Below are 17,716 nucleotides of genomic sequence, written 5' to 3'. Positions count from 1 at the left end.
GGGAACCATGATTATCAACCTCCGAACAGTCGAATGCCCCCACCACCCCCGAGCATGCGCACGAGATTTACCTGTTTCTTATCGCCGCAGGCGGGCAGCTGCTTTCGCCCGCGTGCGGGCGCGCCGGAGCCGGGTTCAGCCGGGCGTGTCCAACGCTGTCGCCGGTGCCGGGCCCTGGTTGCGCCGTCCGAGGGGAGATCGTTGCCCGAACGGCCGAGGGGTGCGAGCCGCTCCCGATCGCGCGGGAGCCGCCGAGAAGGGTGAGCCGGTACCTGTGTGCGGCCAAGGACGGGAGAGATCAGTGACCTCAGCTGTGGACAAGGGGCGGGAGCCGGGGCCGCAGATCGTCAGAGGACAGAAGGCCCTGGTGACCGGCGCGAACTCCGGTATCGGCAAGGCCACCGCGATCCGTTTGGGCCGAGCGGGCGCCGATGTCGTCGTGAACTATGTCTTCGGGCCGGAGACGGCCGAGGAAGTGGTCGAGGAGATCAAGTCCTTCGGGGTGCGGGCGTACGCGCACCAGGCGGACGTCTCCCAGGAGGACCAGGTCGTCTCGATGGTCGACCGCATGGTCGAGGAGTTCGGCACCATCGACATCATGGTGGCCAACGCGGGGCTGCAGCGCGACGCCCCCGTCACCGAGATGACCGTCGCCCAATGGCAGAAGGTGTTGGACGTCAACCTCACCGGGCAGTTCCTCTGCGCCCGGGAAGCGGCCAAGGAGTTCATCCGCCGGGGCGTCGTACCGGAGGTCTCCCGGTCGGCCGGGAAGATCGTCTGCATGAGTTCGGTGCACCAGATCATCCCGTGGTCCGGTCACGTGAACTACGCCTCCTCCAAGGGCGGCGTGCTGATGCTGATGCAGACCTTGGCGCAGGAGCTCGCGCCCAGTGGGATCCGGGTCAACGCGGTCGCGCCCGGCGCGATCCGCACTCCCATCAACCGCAGTGCCTGGGACACCCCGCAGGCCGAGGCCGATCTCCTGCGGCTGATTCCCTACCGTCGGGTCGGCGACCCCGAGGACATCGCCAACGCCGTGACCGTCCTGGCCTCCGACCTGATGGACTACGTCGTCGGCACCACCCTCTACGTCGACGGCGGAATGACGCTCTTCCCCGGCTTCGCCACCGGAGGCTGACACCACCGTGGATGACCACGTCACACACCGCCGGGTGGTCATCCTCGGCGGCGGCTTCGCCGGCCTGTTCGCGGTACGGGCCCTGCGCAGCGCCCCCGTGGAGGTCACCCTGGTCGATCGCTGCGCCCACCACCTCTTCCAGCCCCTCCTGTACCAGTGCGCCTCGGGCATCCTCTCCGAGGGCCAGATCGCCCAGCCGTTGCGGGCCGTCTTGCGCCGCCATCCCCGGGTCCGCTGTCTCCAGGCGACGGCCGACGACGTGGACGTGGCCCGTCGGGTCGTCCGCGCGACCCGTCCGGACGGCGCCGTGCTCGAACTGCCCTACGACGATCTGATCGTGGGGATCGAGGTGCGACAGTCCTACTTCGGGCACGACGAGTTCGCGCCGTTCGCCCCCGGGATGAAGACCCTGGCGGACACGCTGGCCGTACGCGCCAAGATCTATCGGGCGTTCGAGATGGCCGAGGCGAGCACGGACCCGTCGGAGCGCGCGCAGTGGCTCACCTTCGCCCTGGTGGGCGGCGGCCCCACCGGGGTCGAGCCGACCGGGCAGATCCGGGAGATCGCCGGCCACACGCTGGAACGGGAGTTCTCCACCATCGATCCCGGCCGGGCCCGGGTCCTGGTCTTCGACGGCTCGGACGCGGTGCTCGGCGCCTTCGGACCCGTGCTGTCCCGCCGGGCCGCCCGGACCTTGGACGACCTCGGTGTCGAGGTCCACCTGCGGTCGATCGTCACGCAGGTCGACGACAGGGGCCTGACGGTGAGCCGCAAGGACGGCGGCACCGACCGGGTGGAGGCGCGCACGGTGCTGTGGACCGCCGGGGTCGAGGCACCGCCGCTGGCTACGGCGCCGGCCCGGGCGACGGGCGCCGAGCAGGATCTCCACATCGTCTTCCTCACCGGCTTCCGCAGCCGGGCGGGCGCCCTGCTCAGCTGGGCCGTGGTCTTCGCCTCCGGTTCGCGGCGCGAGCGCGCCTTCACCGCGGCGGCCCCCGGCGCCACGGCCGCCCCGCCCGTCTCCCCGTCCAGCCCACCGGCCGACCCCGCGGTCGCCCGGAACGAGCCACGGAGATCCGCATGAGCACCACGGCACACCTCTTGGCGGATGCCCCCGCACAACTTCTGCCCGCACGGCAGCTGATGGCGTTCACCCTGGCCTCGCACATCATCCTGGTGCCCCTGGGAGTGGCGCTGCCCTTCATCACCCTGGTCATGCACTACCGGGGTCTGCGCACGTCCGACCCGGTGGCGCTGCTGCTGGCCCGTCGGTGGTCCGCGGTGATGGCCGTCCAGTTCGCGATCGGCATCGTCACCGGCACCGTGCTGTCCTTCGAGTTCGGGCTGCTCTGGCCGGGCATGATGGGCCGTTGGGGCGACGTGTTCGGCCTCGGTTTCGGCATCGAGGCGTGGGCGTTCTTCCTGGAGGCGATCCTCATCGCCATCTACCTCTACGGCTGGCGCCGCCTGAAGCCGAAGACGCACTTCTGGCTCGGTGTCCCGATGCCGCTGGCGGCGCTGATGGGCGCGTTCGGCATCATCGCCGCCAACTCGTGGATGAACACCCCGCAGGGTTTCACCCTCGACGCCGACGGCAGGCCCGCGAACGTCAGTGTCCAACAGGCCATCTTCACGCCGATGTTCGGTCCGCAGTACTGGCACTTCGTGGTCGCGATGTTCCTGACCGCCGGCTACGTGGTGGCCGGCGTGTACGCGGTCGGCTGGCTGCGGGGCCGTCGCGACCGCTACCACCGCCTGGGCTTCACCGTGCCGTTCACCCTCGCCGCGATCCTCACCCCCGTGCAGTTCGTCCTGGGTGACAACATCGCGCGGCAGGTCTTCATCAAGCAGCCGATCAAGTTCGCCGCGGCGGAACTGGTCTGGAAGACCGACACCCACGTGCCCGAGTACCTGTTCGGCCGGCTCCAGGAGGACGGCACCGTCAAGGGCGGCCTCAAGGTCCCCTGGCTGGACTCCATCCTGGCCGGCTTCAGTCCCGACACGAAGGTGACCGGGCTGAGTTCGGTACCCGCCTCCGACAGGCCGACCGCCATCCAGGCGACCATCGCACACTGGGCGTTCGACATCATGGCGACCATCGGGAGCGTGCTGATCCTGCTGGCGCTCTGGTACGCCTGGTGCTGGTGGAGGCACCGCGACCTGCCGAAGTCGCGGTGGTTCTTCCGGTGCGCGGCCGTGGCCGGCGCCGCGAGCATCGTGACCGTGGAGTGCGGGTGGGTGATGACCGAGGTGGGGCGCCAGCCCTGGATCGTCTACCAGAACATGCGGGTCTCCGAGGCGGTGACCGGTACCCCCGCCTCCTCCCTGTGGATCATGTTCGGCCTCGTCGTCGTGATCTACGTGATGATCTTCGGCGCCTTCCTCGGCGTGCTGCTCAAGATGCGCACCCGCTGGCGGCTCGCCGACGCCGGATCCGCGCGCGTGCTCTCCGATTCCCCGGAGACGGACACGCCGTACGGTCCCCGCCCGGAGACGGCCGCCGGCGCACCGGGCACCCACCGAGACCCCGGGAGCGAACTGTGACCGCGAGCATCGTCGCCTGGATCCTGCTGCTCGTGATCGCCGCCTACGCCTGCGGCGGCGGGGTCGACTACGGCGCCGGCTTCTGGGACCTGCTGGCCGGTGGGGCCGAGCGCGGCAAACGGCCCCGCTGGCTGATCGACCACGCCATGGCCCCGGTCTGGGAGGTCAACAACGTCTGGTTGATCTTCGCGTTCATCCTGATGTGGACCGGATTCCCGGTGTTCTTCCAGACGGTGTTCACGGCGCTGTGGCTCCCCCTGGCTCTCGCCGCCATCGGCATGGTGCTGCGCGGCGCCGGGTTCGCGCTGCGCAAGCCCACCAGGGGACTCGCCGGACGCCGGATCTACGGCGCCATGTTCGCCGTGTCGTCCCTGCTCACGCCGTTCTTCCTGGGGACGGCCATCGGCTCGGTGGCCTCCGGGCGGGTCGCACCCGGAACCCCCGCCACGGCCCACGCCTGGGCCAACACCACCTCGATCATGGCAGGACTCGTCGCGGTGGCGGCCACCGCCTTCCTGGGCGCGGTGTTCCTCACCGTGGACGCCCGCCGGTTCGACGCTCCCGACCTGATGGGGTACTTCCGGCTCCGGGCGTGGATCGCCGGCGGCGCACTGTTGGTCGTCGGCGTGCTCGGCCTGACCGTGACCGACCCGCATGCCTCGTACGTCCATCACGGACTCACCCACGGCGCCGGGCTCGTCCTCCTCCTGGTCGCCGTGGCCGCTCTGGCGGTCACGGCCTGGCTGGTGGCCGGCAGGGCCGCGGGGTGGGCGCGGTACTCCTCGGTCGCCGTCGTGGCACTGCTCGTCGCCGCTTGGGGGTTCGCCCAGCGGCCCTACCTGGTGCCCACGTCGCTGACCGTCCAGCAGGGCGCCGGCGCGAGCGCCCCGCTGCAATGGATGCTCGTCGTCGCGGTCGTCGCCCTGGTGTTGATCGGCCCCGCGCTGGTCGTCCTGTACCGCCTCGACACCCATGGAGTGCTGGAACCGCTGACCGACGAGGACGTCACCGAATAGCGATTCGGCGCGGCGGGGAAAGCGACGATCCAGCACGGTCACGGCCGGCACGGCATCCCGGGAGGGGCCGCAATGACATCGAGCCAGGTACTGATCGGCGTCGGGTTGATCGTGTCCCTCGCCGTCGGGTGCCAACTGCTGGCGCACCTGCTGCGGGTGCCCGCGATCCTCCTGCTGCTGCCGGTGGGGTTCGTCGCCGGTGTCCTGACCGACGACGTCAACCCCGAGAAGCTGCTCGGCGACGCGTTCTCCCCGCTGGTCTCGCTCGCCGTCGCGGTGATCCTGTACGACGCCGGACTCGGCCTGGACCTGCACCGTCTCAAGGGTCACACCCGCGCGGTCGTGGTCCGGCTCATCTGGCTCGGCGCCCTGATCACCTTCGTGTCGGCGGCGCTGCTCGCCGTCCCCATCATGAACATGTCGCTGAGTGCGGCCGTGATGCTGGGCGCGATCCTCGTCGTCAGCGGTCCGACCGTCGTCGGACCGCTGCTCAAGTTCGTCCGCCCGAGCGAGCGGCTGCAACGCGTCCTCGTCTGGGAGGGCTCCCTGATCGACCCGGTCGGCGGCATCCTCGGCGCGCTCGTCTTCCACGGTGTGCTGGCCGGGGGACAGCCCGGTCTGGCCGCCCCCTTGGGCGCGTTCGGCGCCAGCGCGGCGATCGGGCTGATCGGTGGCGCCGTCGGGGCGGCGGTGCTCTGGCTGCTGCTGCGCTTCCTCACCCTGGACGAGGTGCTCGGCACGACCACGCAGTTCGCCGCCGTGGTCGCGGTGGCGGCTGCCTGCGACGCCCTGCGGGACGACACCGGCCTCATCGCCGCCGTCGTGATGGGCATCGCCCTGGCCAATCTGCCGGGGCTGGACGTGCCGGCGCGCCGCCCGTTCTTCGAAACCCTGGTCTCGCTGATCATCGGGCTGTTGTTCATCGCGATCTCCGCCACCGTCACCCCGCAGTCGCTGCGTTATGCCGTACTGCCGGCCCTCGGCCTCGCCGGTGTCCTCGTTCTCGTGGTCAGACCGTTGGTGGCGCTGTTGTCGACCGTCCGTACCGATGTTCCCTACCGGGAGAGATGGTTCATCGGTTGGATGGCGCCGCGCGGCATCGTCGCCGCGGCCACCGCGTCCACCTTCTCCGCCGCGCTCGTGCAGGCCGGTATCGGAGGCGCGGAGAGGATCCTTCCGGCCACCTTCATCGTGATCGTCGCGACCGTCATGCTCTACGGGCTGACCGCTGTTCCCGCGGCGCGGTTCCTCGACGTACGCCGTTCGGCACGGTCGCGGCCGCTGCTCGTCGGCGGCGACCCCTGGGTGGTGGATCTGGGCGGCGCGCTGCGCTCGGCGGGCCTCGACGTGCTGATGTGGGCGGGTCTCGACCGCCAGCGCCGAAGGATCGAGGACGCGGGGCTGGAGCTCGCCCCGGGTGAACTGCTCGCCGCCGCCACCGGGGCCGGAGCCGAACTGGAAGGGATCACCGACGTCCTTCTGCTCACCGACGAGGACGACTTCAACGCCCTCGCCCTCATGACCCTCAAGGGAACGGCGGAGGGTCCCGTCCACCGGCTGGAGCCGCCCACCCGCAGCCACGGCGTGGTCGCCCCGTACACGGGCAGCGAGGTCCTGTTCGCCGCCGGCCTGAACCGGCCCGAGCTGGCCCGCCGGTACGCGGCCGGCGCCCGCATCGTCACGCGCGCGGTGGTGGACGGGGGCGTTCCGGCCGGGCACGACCTGCTGTTCCTGGTGCGCCCGGACGGACAACTCACCGCCGTCACCGAGTCGTCGGCGCCGACGCCCGCCGCGGGCGACGTCGCCGTCCTCCTCACGCCCGCGGCGGAGCCGGCGAGCCAAGGGCTTGGTCCAGGGGGATGACGGCGGGGACATTGCCCGGGCGGCACCGCGCGGGACCTTCCGGAACATGCGGCCGTCGCGTGGTACCAATCATCGGGACTTGTCGGCCGACGTGTTGCAGATGGCCTCAGTTGCCGAGGAGACGATGAGCATGTCAGCCACCCCCGCCGTACCCCCCGTCCCTCCCCCGCCGGATCCGTTCGCTGTGGTCCGCACCCGCGGGTACGCCGTCCTGCTGGTGATGACGGCGCTCCTGGGCGTCCCGATCGCCGCGGCGGCCTTCGGATTCCTCGCGCTGGTGTCGGAACTCCAGTCGCTGACCTACACGGACCTTCCCCGGGCACTGGGCTTCCGCGGAACGCCGTCGTGGTGGTCGATCCCCCTCCTGGCCGTGGCCGGACTGCTGGTGGCGCTGACCATCCGTCACCTGCCGGGCGAGGCCGGGCACAAGCCGGCCGAGGGCCTGGTCACCACCGGCTCGCCGAGGCCGGTCGACCTCCCCGGCGTCGCGCTCGCGGCCGCGGCCTCGCTGGGCGCGGGCGTGGTGCTCGGGCCCGAGGCGCCCCTCATCGCGCTGGGCGGTGGCCTGGCGGTTTTCATCGGTCGGGCCGTGAAGCGGGGCATCCGACCCGAGGCGAGCGCCGTGTTGGGCGCCGCCGGAAGCTTCGCCGCCGTCAGCACACTGCTCGGCTCGCCGCTGCTCGGTGCCTTCCTGTTGATGGAGGCGGCCGGGCTCGGCGGCGCGATGATGGCGATCGTCCTGGTGCCGGGCCTCCTCTCGGCCGGGATCGGCGCCCTGTTCTTCACCGGACTGGGATCGTGGACGGGCCTGGGCACCTTCTCGCTGGTCCTCCACCAAGTGCCGCAAGCCGCACGCCCGGACCTCGCCGGTTTCGGCTGGGCCGTCGTCATCGGCACGGTGGCCGCCCTCGGGGGGACCGGGATCCGCCGGATGGCCCTGTCCCTCCAGCGGCGGGTCGAGCGCCGACGGGTGCCGGTCACCGTCCTGGTCGGCGCTCTCGTGGGCGTGGTCGCCCTGGTGTACGCCGAGTCGACGGGCAAGGACGCGTCCGCGGTGCTCTACTCCGGCCAGGACGCGCTCGGGCCGCTGCTGGCCGGCCAAGCGGGCTACTCCGCGGGCGCCCTGGTCCTGCTCGTGCTCTGCAAGTCGCTCGCGTACAGCCTTTCGCTCAGTGCCTTCCGGGGCGGCCCGGTCTTCCCCTCGATGTTCGTGGGGGCGGCGCTCGGCCTGGCCCTGGCGCACCTCCCCGGGCTGGACGCGACCTCGGGTTTCGCCATGGGGGTCGGTGCGATGTGCGTGGCGATGCTGAAACTCCCGATGACCTCCGTGCTGTTGGCCACCCTCCTCCTGGGGACGCAGGGCATCACGGTGATGCCGGTCGTGATCGTGGCGGTCGTGGTCTCCTACGTCCTCACGCTCCGACTCGCCCCGGCGCCCGTTCCGTCCCCCGCCCCGACGCCGGCGAGCCCGTAGTCACCGGCCGACGCCCACCCCACTCCGCCCGCACACCGATCTGGAGGCCCCATGCCCGAGAGCCCGACCGGACAGCAGTTCGCGCTGCGCCGCGGTGAGCAGAGCGTCGTCGTGGTGGAGCTGGGAGCCGCCCTGCGCGGCTACACGGTCGGCGGGCGGCCCGTCCTGGACGGCTACACCGCCGACGAGTCGATCACGGGGGGTCGCGGACAGCTCCTCGTACCCTGGCCGAACCGCGTCAGCGGCGGACGCTACGCCTGGAGGGGCGAGGAGCTCCGGCTCCCACTGACCGAACCGGAGGCCGGCAACGCCATCCACGGGTTGCTCCGCTGGGCCTCGTGGGAGGCGTTGGAGCGCGCCGAGGACCGCATCCTGCTCGGGACCACCCTCTTCCCGCAGCCCGGCTACCCCTTCCACCTCGGCGTCCGTGTGGAATACGCGCTCGGCTCCCAGGGGCTGGCGGTCACCGTGACGGCGCGCAACCTCGGTGGGCATGCCGCGCCCTACGGGGTCGGCCAGCACCCCTACCTGACGGTGGGCACCGAACGGGTCGACGAAGCCGTGGTGACCCTCCCGGCGCGGGCATGGCTGCCGCCCGCGGATCAGCGGACGCCCGCGGCTCAGGGGGCCCCCGTCACTCCGCAGCCCGTGGAGGGCACGCCGTTCGACTTCCGTGCGCCGCGCGTGCTGGGCCCGCAGCACCTGGACACCCCGTTCACCGAACTCGACCGGGACTCCACCGGCCGGGCCGTGGTGCGGCTCGCGCACCCTTCGGGATCGCACGGCAGCGACCTGTGGCTGGGCGAGGGGGCGTCGTACCTCCAGGTCTACACCGGCGACACGCTGCCCGTCCCGGACCGCCGGCGAGGCCTCGCGGTGGAGCCCATGTCCTGTCCGCCCGACGCGTTCCGGACCGGGGCGGGCCTGGTGGAACTCGCGCCCGGCGACCTGCACACGTTCCGCTGGGGCCTGAGTCCCTGGAGCACGGCGGGCTGAGGAAGCTCGGCCGCCGGACGCCGGGCGTCCGCGGAGGGTGCGGAGGGTGCGGAGGGTGCGGGCGTGGCGGTGTGCTCGTGCCGTACGGTCCGGGACGGATCCGTCGCGTTAGGTTGCCCTCATGACAACGCAACCTGACCACCGGGGCTCGGCTGATTCGGGCGATGTCCGAGAGGCGCGTCTGGCCATCGACGCCTTCCTCGCGCGTACGTCACCGGAGACGGGCGAAGGCCGTACCCGCCCGGGAAGTGAAGGGCCGGAGACGGACCTGGAGGGTCGTCGTACGACCGGCCTCCTCGATGACCGACTCGCGGAGCAGGTCGCCCGTGAGGCCTGGGACGCGGTGCAGGAAGCCACTCCGCCGGCGCCGGACCCGAATACGGACGCGGACCCGATGCAGAACGGCGGGCCGTCCCCGGAACTCGCCGAGCGCCACCGTCGCGCCGTGTCGATCGCGCGCGGTCTGTTGGAACTCGGCTACCAGCTCGACGAGACGTTGCGGCCCGGCCCGGACATGGCGGCCGGATAGCCGCGCCGGACGGCCGCTCCACCCCCGGTTGCGGCCCGTGTGCCCGCACTCCCCTGCGGTGACGAGAGGGACCCGGCCGGGGTCACCCCTGTGGCGCGTCGGCGGCGCAGGAAGGGCACAGCCCGCGGTAGGTGATCTGGACCTCGGACACCGTGAAGCCGAACCTCTCCTCTGGAGGCAGGGCGGCCGGCGTACCGGTCACGTGGACGTCGCGGATGATGCCACAGCCGGAGCACACCAGGTGCTGGTGCGGCTGGTGCGCGTTGGGGTCGAAGCGCTTCGATCGGCCCTCGACGGAGACCTCCACCACCTCACCGAGCGACACCAGTTCGCCCAGGGTGTTGTAGACGGTCGCCCGGGCGATCTCGGGCAGCCGCTGAGCCGCGCGGGCGTGCACCTCGTCGGCCGTGAGGTGCACGTGATCGCCGTCGAGGACTTCGACGACGACGCGCCGCTGGGAGGTCATCCGCCAGCCGCGCCCTCGCAGCCGCTCCAGCAGGTCGCTCATATCGGCTCACCTTTTCAGGCTCGACGGGACGACGGAAGTCCATTCCGTTCACGATATTCATACCTGATACCCGTTCTCGCGGACCTGACCCGGACATCGGGAAAACCGTCAGCCGTTGAGCCAGACCCGGACCCGGACCCCGATTTCGCTTTCGACCGCTTGTTGTACGGAGATGCTCCGCGTGTTCTCGTAACGGCGGGCTCTCCGGTGCGCGACCATACGGACGCGCCGACACACGCTCGATCCTCGGCGCCTTACGTGAGTCAGCAGATGGAAGCACCGACACAGGAAGAAGGACGGACGTGTCCGGCAGCGACAGCGAGAACCCAGTAATTCCCGCCCCGACTCCCGCGCCGACTCGCCCCCGGTCGAATCGTGACTGGTGGCCGAACCAACTGGACCTTCAGGTTCTGCACCAGCACTCGCCGCTGGCCGATCCGATGGGCGAGGACTTCGATTACGCGAAAGAGTTCGCGACCCTGGACGTAGACGCGCTGAAGCGGGACGTCTTCGAGGTGATGACGGCGTCGCAGGATTGGTGGCCCGCCGACTACGGCCACTACGGGCCGCTTTTCATCCGGATGAGTTGGCATTCCGCCGGAACGTACCGCATCGCCGACGGCCGGGGCGGCGGCGGGGCCGGCGCCCAGCGTTTCGCTCCCCTCAACAGCTGGCCGGACAACGCGAGCCTCGACAAGGCGCGCCGACTGCTCTGGCCCGTCAAGCAGAAGTACGGCCGGAAGATCTCCTGGGCCGACCTCCTGGTGTTCGCCGGAAACTGCGCCATGGAGTCGATGGGGTTCAAGACGTTCGGCTTCGCCTTCGGTCGGGAGGACATCTGGGAGCCCGAGGAGATCTTCTGGGGGCCCGAGGACACCTGGCTCGGAGATGAGCGCTACAGCGGCGACAGGGAACTCTCCGGGCCCTTCGGTGCCGTGCAGATGGGGCTGATCTACGTCAATCCGGAGGGTCCCAACGGCAACCCGGACCCGCTGGCCGCCGCCCGGGACATTCGCGAGACCTTCGGGCGCATGGCGATGAACGACGAGGAGACGGCCGCGCTCATCATCGGCGGTCACACCTTCGGCAAGTGCCACGGCGCGGTCGGTGCCGAGTACATCGGTCCCGAACCCGAGGCGTGCCCCATCGAGCAGCAGGCCCTCGGCTGGAGGAACACCCACGGCAGCGGCGTGGGCGTCGACGCCCTCACCAGTGGGCTCGAGGGCGCGTGGACCTCCGAGCCGACGAAGTGGGACAACGGGTACCTGGACAACCTGTTCGCGTACGAGTGGGAGCTGACGACGAGCCCGGCGGGCGCGAAGCAGTGGACCCCCACGGATCCCTCGGCCCGGGACACCGTGCCGGATGCTCACGATCCGTCGAAGAGGCACGCTCCCATGATGCTGACGACGGACCTCGCGCTGAAGCTGGATCCGATCTACGGGCCGATCGCGAAGTCCTTCCACGAGAACCCGGACCGGCTCGCCCAGGCCTTCGCGAAGGCCTGGTTCAAGCTGCTGCACCGCGACATGGGCCCGCTCTCGCGGTACCTCGGCCCGTGGATCCCCGAGCCGCAGTTGTGGCAGGACCCCGTCCCCGAGGTCGACCACGAACTGGTCACGGACGGGGACGTCGCCACTCTCAAGGAGCGGATCCTCGCTTCGGGACTGTCCGTCTCCCAGTTGGTCACCGCCGCCTGGGCGTCGGCGGCGAGCTTCCGCGGGACCGACAAGCGGGGTGGGGCCAACGGGGCCCGGATCCGGCTCGCACCGCAGAAGGACTGGGAGGTCAACGACCTGCCCGAGGTGGCCGAGGTGGTGCGGACCCTTGAGCGGATCCAGCACGAGTTCAACGACGCGCAGGCGGGCGGGACGAGGGTTTCGCTCGCCGACCTGATCGTCCTGGGCGGGTGCGCGGCCGTCGAGCAGGCCGCCAAGAGCGCCGGGCACGACATCACGGTCCCCTTCGCACCGGGGCGCACGGACGCCTCGCAGGAGCAGACCGACGTGGAGACGTTCGCCGTGCTGGAACCCAAGGCGGACGGGTTCCGAAACTATCTCCCGACGGGAGAGAAGTTGTCGCCGGAGACCCTCCTGCTGGACCGCGCCAACCTGTTGAACCTGACCGCACCGGAGATGACGGTCCTGATCGGCGGCATGCGCGCCCTGAACACCGGCTTCAGGCAGGCCCCGCACGGTGTGTTCACCGACCGCCCGGAGACGTTGACCAACGACTTCTTCGTCAACCTGCTCGACATGGGCACGGTGTGGAAGGCCTCGGACGCGACGGAGAACGTGTTCGAAGGTCGGGATCGGGCGACGGGCGAGACGAAGTGGACGGCCACCGCGGTCGACCTCGTCTTCGGTTCGCACGCCCAGCTCCGGGCGATCGCGGAGGTCTACGCGTCCCAGGACGCGGGAGAGAAGTTCACGCGTGACTTCATCGCCGCGTGGGACAAGGTCATGAACCTCGACCGGTTCGACCTCGCCTGATCGCGCTGTGCCGGTCGGCCGCCCCCGGCCGACCGGCCCCGCGTCGGGTGGCCGCCCGGGCCGGGACACGGGGCCCGGGGGTGTGCGTCCGGAGCCGTGTCCGGGGCAGGCGGGACCAGATGAGCGCAGCAGACAAGAGCAGGCCGGCCCGGCGGCTCCCCCTTCGCGGCCGGCCGGCCGACAGCCGGAAGAGGTGCACCTCGTGAACTACGTGAACGCCGGCACCGCATACACGCGGGACAGCCGCTACCTCACCGACCGGATCACCGCGGACGGCCGCGAGGGTTTCCCCGTCGAAGCGGGCCGGTACCGGCTCGTGGTCAGCCGGGCGTGCCCTTGGGCGAGCCGCGCGGTCATCGTGCGCAGGCTCCTCGGCCTGGAGGACGCGCTGCCGATGGCCGTGGCCGGCCCGACCCACGACGAGCGGAGTTGGACGTTCGACCTGGACCCCGGGGGCCGCGATCCCGTGCTCGGGATCGAGCGGCTGCAAGAGGCGTACTTCGCCCGCGACCCCGGATACGACCGCGGCATCACGGTGCCGGCGATCGTGGACGTGCCGACGGGCAAGGTGGTGACGAACGACTTCGCCCGGATCACCCTCGACATGTCGCTGGAATGGACCGAGCACCACCGCGAGGGCGCCCCCGAGCTGTACCCTCCGGACCTGCGCCCCGAGATCGATGCCGTGAACGCCGAGGTCTACCAGGACGTGAACAACGGCGTCTACCGCGCGGGCTTCGCCGGTTCCCAAGAGGCGTACGCCTCCGCGTACGAGCGCCTGTTCGCCCGCCTCGACCTGCTGGCCGACCGGCTCACCACGTCCCGCTACCTCGTCGGTGACACCATCACCGAGGCCGATGTCCGGCTGTTCACGACGCTCGTGCGCTTCGACTCGGTGTACCACGGCCACTTCAAGTGCAACCGGCGGAAGCTGTCCGAGATGCCGGTCCTCTGGGCCTACGCGCGCGACCTGTTCCAGACTCCCGGATTCGGCGACACGGTCGACTTCGACCACATCAAACGTCACTACCACCTGGTTCACCGGGACATCAACCCGACCGGCATCGTGCCCGCCGGCCCGGACCTGTCGGGCTGGCTCGCACCCCACGACCGGTCGTCGTTGGGCGGCAGCCCCTTCGGCCGGGGCACCCCGCCCGAGCCGGTGGCACCCGAGGAGACCGTCCCGGCCGGGCACACCCCGCAGGGCGGCTGACTCCGACCGGGACGGGGCGGGGGCTCCGCGTGCGGAGGGGCGGCGCGGCCGCGCGTTGGAGTTCGGACGCTTCCCCCGCGCGGTCGCGGGCAGACGCGGGACAAACAGCCGCCGAAGGGACGTCCATGCTCATCACCGTGATCGTGCTGCTGCCCGCCCTCCTGTGCGGCGTCCTCGCGCTCGGCAGGTACGAGGAGCTCCTCCTCGGATCGCTCGCGGAAGACCGGCCGCCACAGCCCGCGGGCACCCGGCCTCCCGAGGTGGCACCCGCCCCGACCGCTCCCGCCCGGCACCGCGCGGCGATTGTCGCGGGGCCCGCCCGTCATCGGGCGCCGGGGCGGCACTCTCGGCCCGGACCGCATCCCGCCCGGCTGAGCGCATAGCCCGGTTCCCGGTTCACCAGTGCTGACCGGCGGCGTCGAGTCGTGGCGGGCGACGCGCGCCCGCGGTCATGGCGCCGTGTCCGGGGTCTGGAGCAATGCGCACTGGTCGAAGTTCATGCAGCCGCACTCCAGGCAGTCCGCGACCGCCTGCCGCAGGGCACGGGTTTGCGCGATGTGTCGGTCGAGTTCGGGAAGTTTGCGCGTGGCCATGTCGCGCCACTGGCGGGTGGCGGAGGGTGTGGCGTTCCCGGCCAACAGCTGCGTGATCTCCGCGAGGGTGAACCCGGCCCGCTGTGCCATCTTGATCAGGGCGACCCGGCGGACGGTGGTCGCCGGCCACGTCCTTCGTCCGCCTTCGCGGCGGGAGCCGGGCAGGAGGCCACGCTCCTCCCAGTAGCGCAGTGCCGACGCGCGCACGCGGGCCTTGTCCGCGAGTTCACCGATGGGCAGGTACCGCATGCCGCCCTCTTCCTTGTCCCGTCGTGGCTTCTTGTCCGGCCTTGACTTCAAGCGTGCTTGAAGGACGACCGTGATCCGCATGTTCTCAACCACTCCGGGACGTGTGGTGCCCGGGCCCTACCGCTCGTTGTTCGCCGACCGTACCTTTCGGCGGCTGTTGCCGGTCTTCGCGTTGTCCGACCTGGGTGACGGCATGTCCGTCGTCGCCGTGGCGTGGTCGGCGTTCGCGCTGGGGCCCGACGGCGGCCAGGGCACGCTGGCCGGCATCGCGGTCGCCGCGTACGTCCTGCCCGGTGCGCTGGGCGCGCTGGTCCTGGGACGGTGGATGCGGCGCCTTCCGGCACGGCGGCTCCTGGTCATCGATTCCGCGTTACGGGCCGTGCTGCTGGGGGCGGTTCCGCTCGCGCACGTGGCGGGGCTGCTCACACCGGTCGTGTACGTCGGCCTCTTGGCCGCCTCCTCGCTGCTGCACGCCTGGGGCAAGGCCGGCAAGCACGCGTTGTTCGTCCCCCTGCTCTCCGACGATCAGCGCCTGACGGCCAACAGCGTGCTCAGCACCAGTCTGTGGAGCGCGACCATCGCGGGCCCGGCCCTCGCGGGGCTTCTCGTGGGAGCGGTGTCCCCGGTATGGATCATCGGGTTCGACGCCGTCACATTCGCCGTGCTCGCCCTCCAGGTCGGTCGCGTGGTGCTGCCTCCCTCGTCCACGCCGGTGGCGGTACCGGTGGCCGGCGGGGCGGGAGGGGGGTTGGGCATTCTGCTCCGCCGGCCCGAACTCCTCGGGCTGCTCGTCGTGACCTGGGTGTTCAACCTCGCGTTCGGCCCCGTCGAAGTCGCCCTGCCGCTGTTCGTGATCCACGACCTCCGCGCCGGCGCGGGGCTGCTCGGCGCCTACTGGGCCGCGTTCGGTGTCGGGGCCGTGGTCGGCGCCCTCGCGCTGGGTACGGCCCGGCGGCTGCCGCTGTGGCCGGCGATACTCGGCATCATCGCGGGCCACGGAGTCGGCATGCTCCCCTTCGCCCTCACGCACTCACCCGCGCCCTCCATGATCGGCTTCGCGTTCGCCGGACTCCTCTACGGCCCCTACTCCGCGCTCTCCATCACCCTGATCCAGGGCCGCGCTCCCGCCGGGACGCTCACCACGGTCCTGGCCGCGCGCAGCGCCGTGCTCCTGACGGCGTCCCCCCTCGGAGCGGCACTGGGCGGCTTCCTCCTCGACCGGACGAGCGCCCCCGTCCTTCTCGTCGGCTGTGGTGCGCTGATGATCGCGGTCCTCCCCGTGAGCGCCGTCGTACTGAAGCTCTCGGCAGACCGGGCAACGACCGAACACGGCAACCGGGTCGGGCATCGACCGGGCCGATGATCCGGCCTACACTGATGATGACTTGAACGCGTTCAAGTCATCATCGTCGGGGGGCTTTGTGCACAGGTCGGTGGCGGATCCACCTTCCGCGGGAGCAACACTCACTCTCGGGAGGGTGCGATGAGTCCGGGCAGGTGGATGCGCGTCTCCCTGCAGCGGTACGTCCTGACGGCCCTCGGCGGTTGGACGGCCGTGGTCGCGGTGTCCCTGCCGAGCGACCAACTGCCAAGTACAAAGCTCCTCTTGGGCATGCGCACGGGGTTGGTGGGCATCCCCCTCCTCACGATCGCGACCATGTTCGTGATCAGCCTGCTCGCCGATCGACGGTACGAGCCGGCGGACGGCGGCGCCCTGCGGATTCCCGGCGGCTGGATGGTCGCACTGCCCTTGGTTCCGCTCCTGCCGATAGGAATCCTGGCGCTGCCGCAGTACCTGATCATCGTGGCCACGCAGTTCGTGTTCGTGTTGTGGGTGCTGCCCCGACAGGATTCCCGCGACACGGCCGCCGTCCTGCGCTCACTCGCCGACCCCGCCGTCCCCGCCGAGCAACGCGCCCGCATGGCCAGGGCAGTTGCGGGACTGCGCTCCCGACCCGTGGTGGCGGCCCTGGTGCATGCCGCGAACGACGAGGAATTGGAGGTCGCCGAGGCGGGACTGGACGCCCTGTGCACCATCCTGCGGCGCGACCGCGTCCTCGGCGAGGACCTGCTGCTGAAACTCTCCCCGCAGGCTCAACGCCACGTCCGCGCCCTGGACATCAGGGTACGCAGCCCCTGGTGAGCACGACCGAGTCCGCCGTGCAGGAGCGGAAGGTCCAGATGCGGCGTGCAGCCATGGCGCTCGACGACGCACCCCCATAGGGACGCTTATACACATAGGCGTCTTGCTAGGGTCGTACTTATGGATGGCATCTCGATGAAGACGATCGGCCTGCTCGGCGGCATGAGCTGGGAGTCGACGGCCGAGTACTACCGGCTGCTGAACGAGTTCACCCGCGAGCGGCTCGGCGGACTGCACTCGGCACGCTGCGTGCTGTACTCCGTGGACTTCGCGGAGATCGAACAGCTCCAGGCGCGGGGCCGCTGGGACGAGGCGGGCGAAGTGTTGGCGGCGGCCGCCCGGTCGGTGGAGGCCGCCGGCGCGGACCTCGTACTCCTGTGCACGAACACGATGCACAAGGTCGCCGACCAGGTCCAGGCGGCCGTCTCGATTCCGCTGCTGCACCTCGCCGACGCCACCGCGGACGCGGTGCGGGCACAGGGCCTGCACCGGGTCGGCCTGCTGGGGACGGCGTTCACGATGGAGCAGGACTTCTACCGGGGGCGGCTCGCGGCGGCCGGGCTGGACGTGTACGTGCCGGATGCCGAGGGGCGGGCCCTGGTCCACCGGGTGATCTACGAGGAACTGTGCCTCGGCGTCGTACGGGAGGAGTCCCGGACCGCGTACCGGGAGGTCATCGGGGACCTCGTGGCGGCCGGCGCCGAGGGGATCGTCCTCGGCTGCACCGAGATCGAGCTGCTGGTGGGCGCCGAGGACAGTCCGGTGCCCGTCTTCCCCACGGCGCGGATCCACGCTGCGGCCGCCGTACGAGCCGCGCTCGCCTAGCGGATGCGTCGCGTTCGCATGCGTGCCGAGGGCCCTGTCCGGTGCGGTGTGCCGGTGCCGAGTGCCGCGTGCCGCGTGCCGCGGCAATCATGGTGCGCTCATGCCTGCTCACGGTTACGCTGCCTCGTCGCGA

The 17,716-nt window shown here is 71.0% G+C and carries 16 protein-coding genes; 14 read left to right on the top strand and 2 right to left on the bottom strand.

Translation table 11 applies throughout. The features are described from left to right. Nucleotides 1-301 precede the first annotated feature (301 nt). The 8 genes from ACIRO3_RS35110 (at nucleotide 302) to ACIRO3_RS35075 (ending at nucleotide 9,560) form a co-directional block, all read left to right on the top strand. Entirely contained in the window at nucleotides 302-1,138 is an 837-nt protein-coding gene (locus ACIRO3_RS35110) for an SDR family oxidoreductase (RefSeq protein ID WP_361783277.1), read from the top strand. A 7-nt stretch (nucleotides 1,139-1,145) separates the two neighbouring features. Then, on the top strand, nucleotides 1,146-2,222 hold the full coding sequence (locus ACIRO3_RS35105) for an NAD(P)/FAD-dependent oxidoreductase (RefSeq protein ID WP_404143600.1): 1,077 nt from the start codon (nucleotides 1,146-1,148) through the stop codon (nucleotides 2,220-2,222). Then, nucleotides 2,219-3,682, top strand: a complete 1,464-nt coding sequence (locus tag ACIRO3_RS35100; RefSeq protein ID WP_404143598.1) for a cytochrome ubiquinol oxidase subunit I — start codon at nucleotides 2,219-2,221, stop codon at nucleotides 3,680-3,682. Before ACIRO3_RS35105 ends, ACIRO3_RS35100 begins: the two co-directional genes overlap by 4 nt. Next, nucleotides 3,679-4,698, top strand: a complete 1,020-nt coding sequence (locus tag ACIRO3_RS35095; RefSeq protein ID WP_404143596.1) for a cytochrome d ubiquinol oxidase subunit II — start codon at nucleotides 3,679-3,681, stop codon at nucleotides 4,696-4,698. Before ACIRO3_RS35100 ends, ACIRO3_RS35095 begins: the two co-directional genes overlap by 4 nt. Before the next feature lie 72 nt (nucleotides 4,699-4,770). After that, entirely contained in the window at nucleotides 4,771-6,561 is a 1,791-nt protein-coding gene (locus ACIRO3_RS35090) for a cation:proton antiporter (RefSeq protein WP_404143594.1), read from the top strand. 130 nt (nucleotides 6,562-6,691) lie between these two features. Beyond that, complete coding sequence (locus ACIRO3_RS35085) at nucleotides 6,692-8,035, top strand: chloride channel protein (RefSeq protein WP_404143592.1); 1,344 nt, start codon at nucleotides 6,692-6,694, stop codon at nucleotides 8,033-8,035. A 51-nt stretch (nucleotides 8,036-8,086) separates the two neighbouring features. Then, a complete protein-coding gene (locus ACIRO3_RS35080) occupies nucleotides 8,087-9,031 on the top strand; it encodes an aldose 1-epimerase family protein (RefSeq protein WP_404143590.1) in 945 nt (314 codons plus the stop codon). Nucleotides 9,032-9,152: 121 nt separating this feature from the next. Then, nucleotides 9,153-9,560, top strand: coding sequence for a hypothetical protein (locus ACIRO3_RS35075; RefSeq protein ID WP_404143588.1), 408 nt, complete (start codon nucleotides 9,153-9,155; stop codon nucleotides 9,558-9,560). 82 nt (nucleotides 9,561-9,642) lie between these two features. Here ACIRO3_RS35075 and ACIRO3_RS35070 read toward each other — a convergent pair whose 3' ends face one another. Then, nucleotides 9,643-10,068, bottom strand: coding sequence for a Fur family transcriptional regulator (locus ACIRO3_RS35070; RefSeq protein WP_404143586.1), 426 nt, complete (start codon nucleotides 10,066-10,068; stop codon nucleotides 9,643-9,645). Nucleotides 10,069-10,370: 302 nt separating this feature from the next. On the opposite strand from ACIRO3_RS35070, the gene katG reads away from it, so the two are divergent. The 3 genes from katG (at nucleotide 10,371) to ACIRO3_RS35055 (ending at nucleotide 14,156) form a co-directional block, all read left to right on the top strand. Continuing rightward, nucleotides 10,371-12,560, top strand: coding sequence for a catalase/peroxidase HPI (katG, locus tag ACIRO3_RS35065; RefSeq protein ID WP_404143584.1), 2,190 nt, complete (start codon nucleotides 10,371-10,373; stop codon nucleotides 12,558-12,560). A gap of 211 nt (nucleotides 12,561-12,771) precedes the next feature. Beyond that, on the top strand, nucleotides 12,772-13,773 hold the full coding sequence (locus ACIRO3_RS35060) for a glutathione S-transferase family protein (RefSeq protein ID WP_404143608.1): 1,002 nt from the start codon (nucleotides 12,772-12,774) through the stop codon (nucleotides 13,771-13,773). 125 nt (nucleotides 13,774-13,898) lie between these two features. Continuing rightward, on the top strand, nucleotides 13,899-14,156 hold the full coding sequence (locus ACIRO3_RS35055) for a hypothetical protein (RefSeq protein ID WP_404143582.1): 258 nt from the start codon (nucleotides 13,899-13,901) through the stop codon (nucleotides 14,154-14,156). Nucleotides 14,157-14,222: 66 nt separating this feature from the next. Here the strand turns inward: ACIRO3_RS35055 and ACIRO3_RS35050 are convergent, their stop codons facing one another. Beyond that, complete coding sequence (locus tag ACIRO3_RS35050; protein ID WP_361783310.1) at nucleotides 14,223-14,615, bottom strand: MerR family transcriptional regulator; 393 nt, start codon at nucleotides 14,613-14,615, stop codon at nucleotides 14,223-14,225. A 79-nt stretch (nucleotides 14,616-14,694) separates the two neighbouring features. On the opposite strand from ACIRO3_RS35050, the gene ACIRO3_RS35045 reads away from it, so the two are divergent. From ACIRO3_RS35045 to ACIRO3_RS35035, 3 genes are all read left to right on the top strand, one after another. After that, nucleotides 14,695-15,978, top strand: a complete 1,284-nt coding sequence (locus ACIRO3_RS35045) for an MFS transporter (protein ID WP_404143581.1) — start codon at nucleotides 14,695-14,697, stop codon at nucleotides 15,976-15,978. Between the two features lie 120 nt (nucleotides 15,979-16,098). Further along, the gene (locus tag ACIRO3_RS35040) at nucleotides 16,099-16,758 is read left to right on the top strand and encodes a hypothetical protein (protein ID WP_404143580.1); all 660 of its coding nucleotides are present in this window, start codon (nucleotides 16,099-16,101) and stop codon (nucleotides 16,756-16,758) included. A gap of 135 nt (nucleotides 16,759-16,893) precedes the next feature. Further along, nucleotides 16,894-17,583 (top strand): aspartate/glutamate racemase family protein, encoded by a 690-nt coding sequence (locus ACIRO3_RS35035; protein ID WP_366001584.1) that lies wholly within the window; start codon nucleotides 16,894-16,896, stop codon nucleotides 17,581-17,583. The last annotated feature ends 133 nt before the right edge of the window (nucleotides 17,584-17,716 follow it).

Source organism: Streptomyces sp. NPDC102278 (assembly GCF_044766345.1).
In the GTDB taxonomy this organism is placed as follows: Bacteria; Actinomycetota; Actinomycetes; order Streptomycetales; family Streptomycetaceae; genus Streptomyces.
Note: the sequence above shows the minus strand (reverse complement) of the source record. Positions and strands in the feature narration are given on the sequence as shown.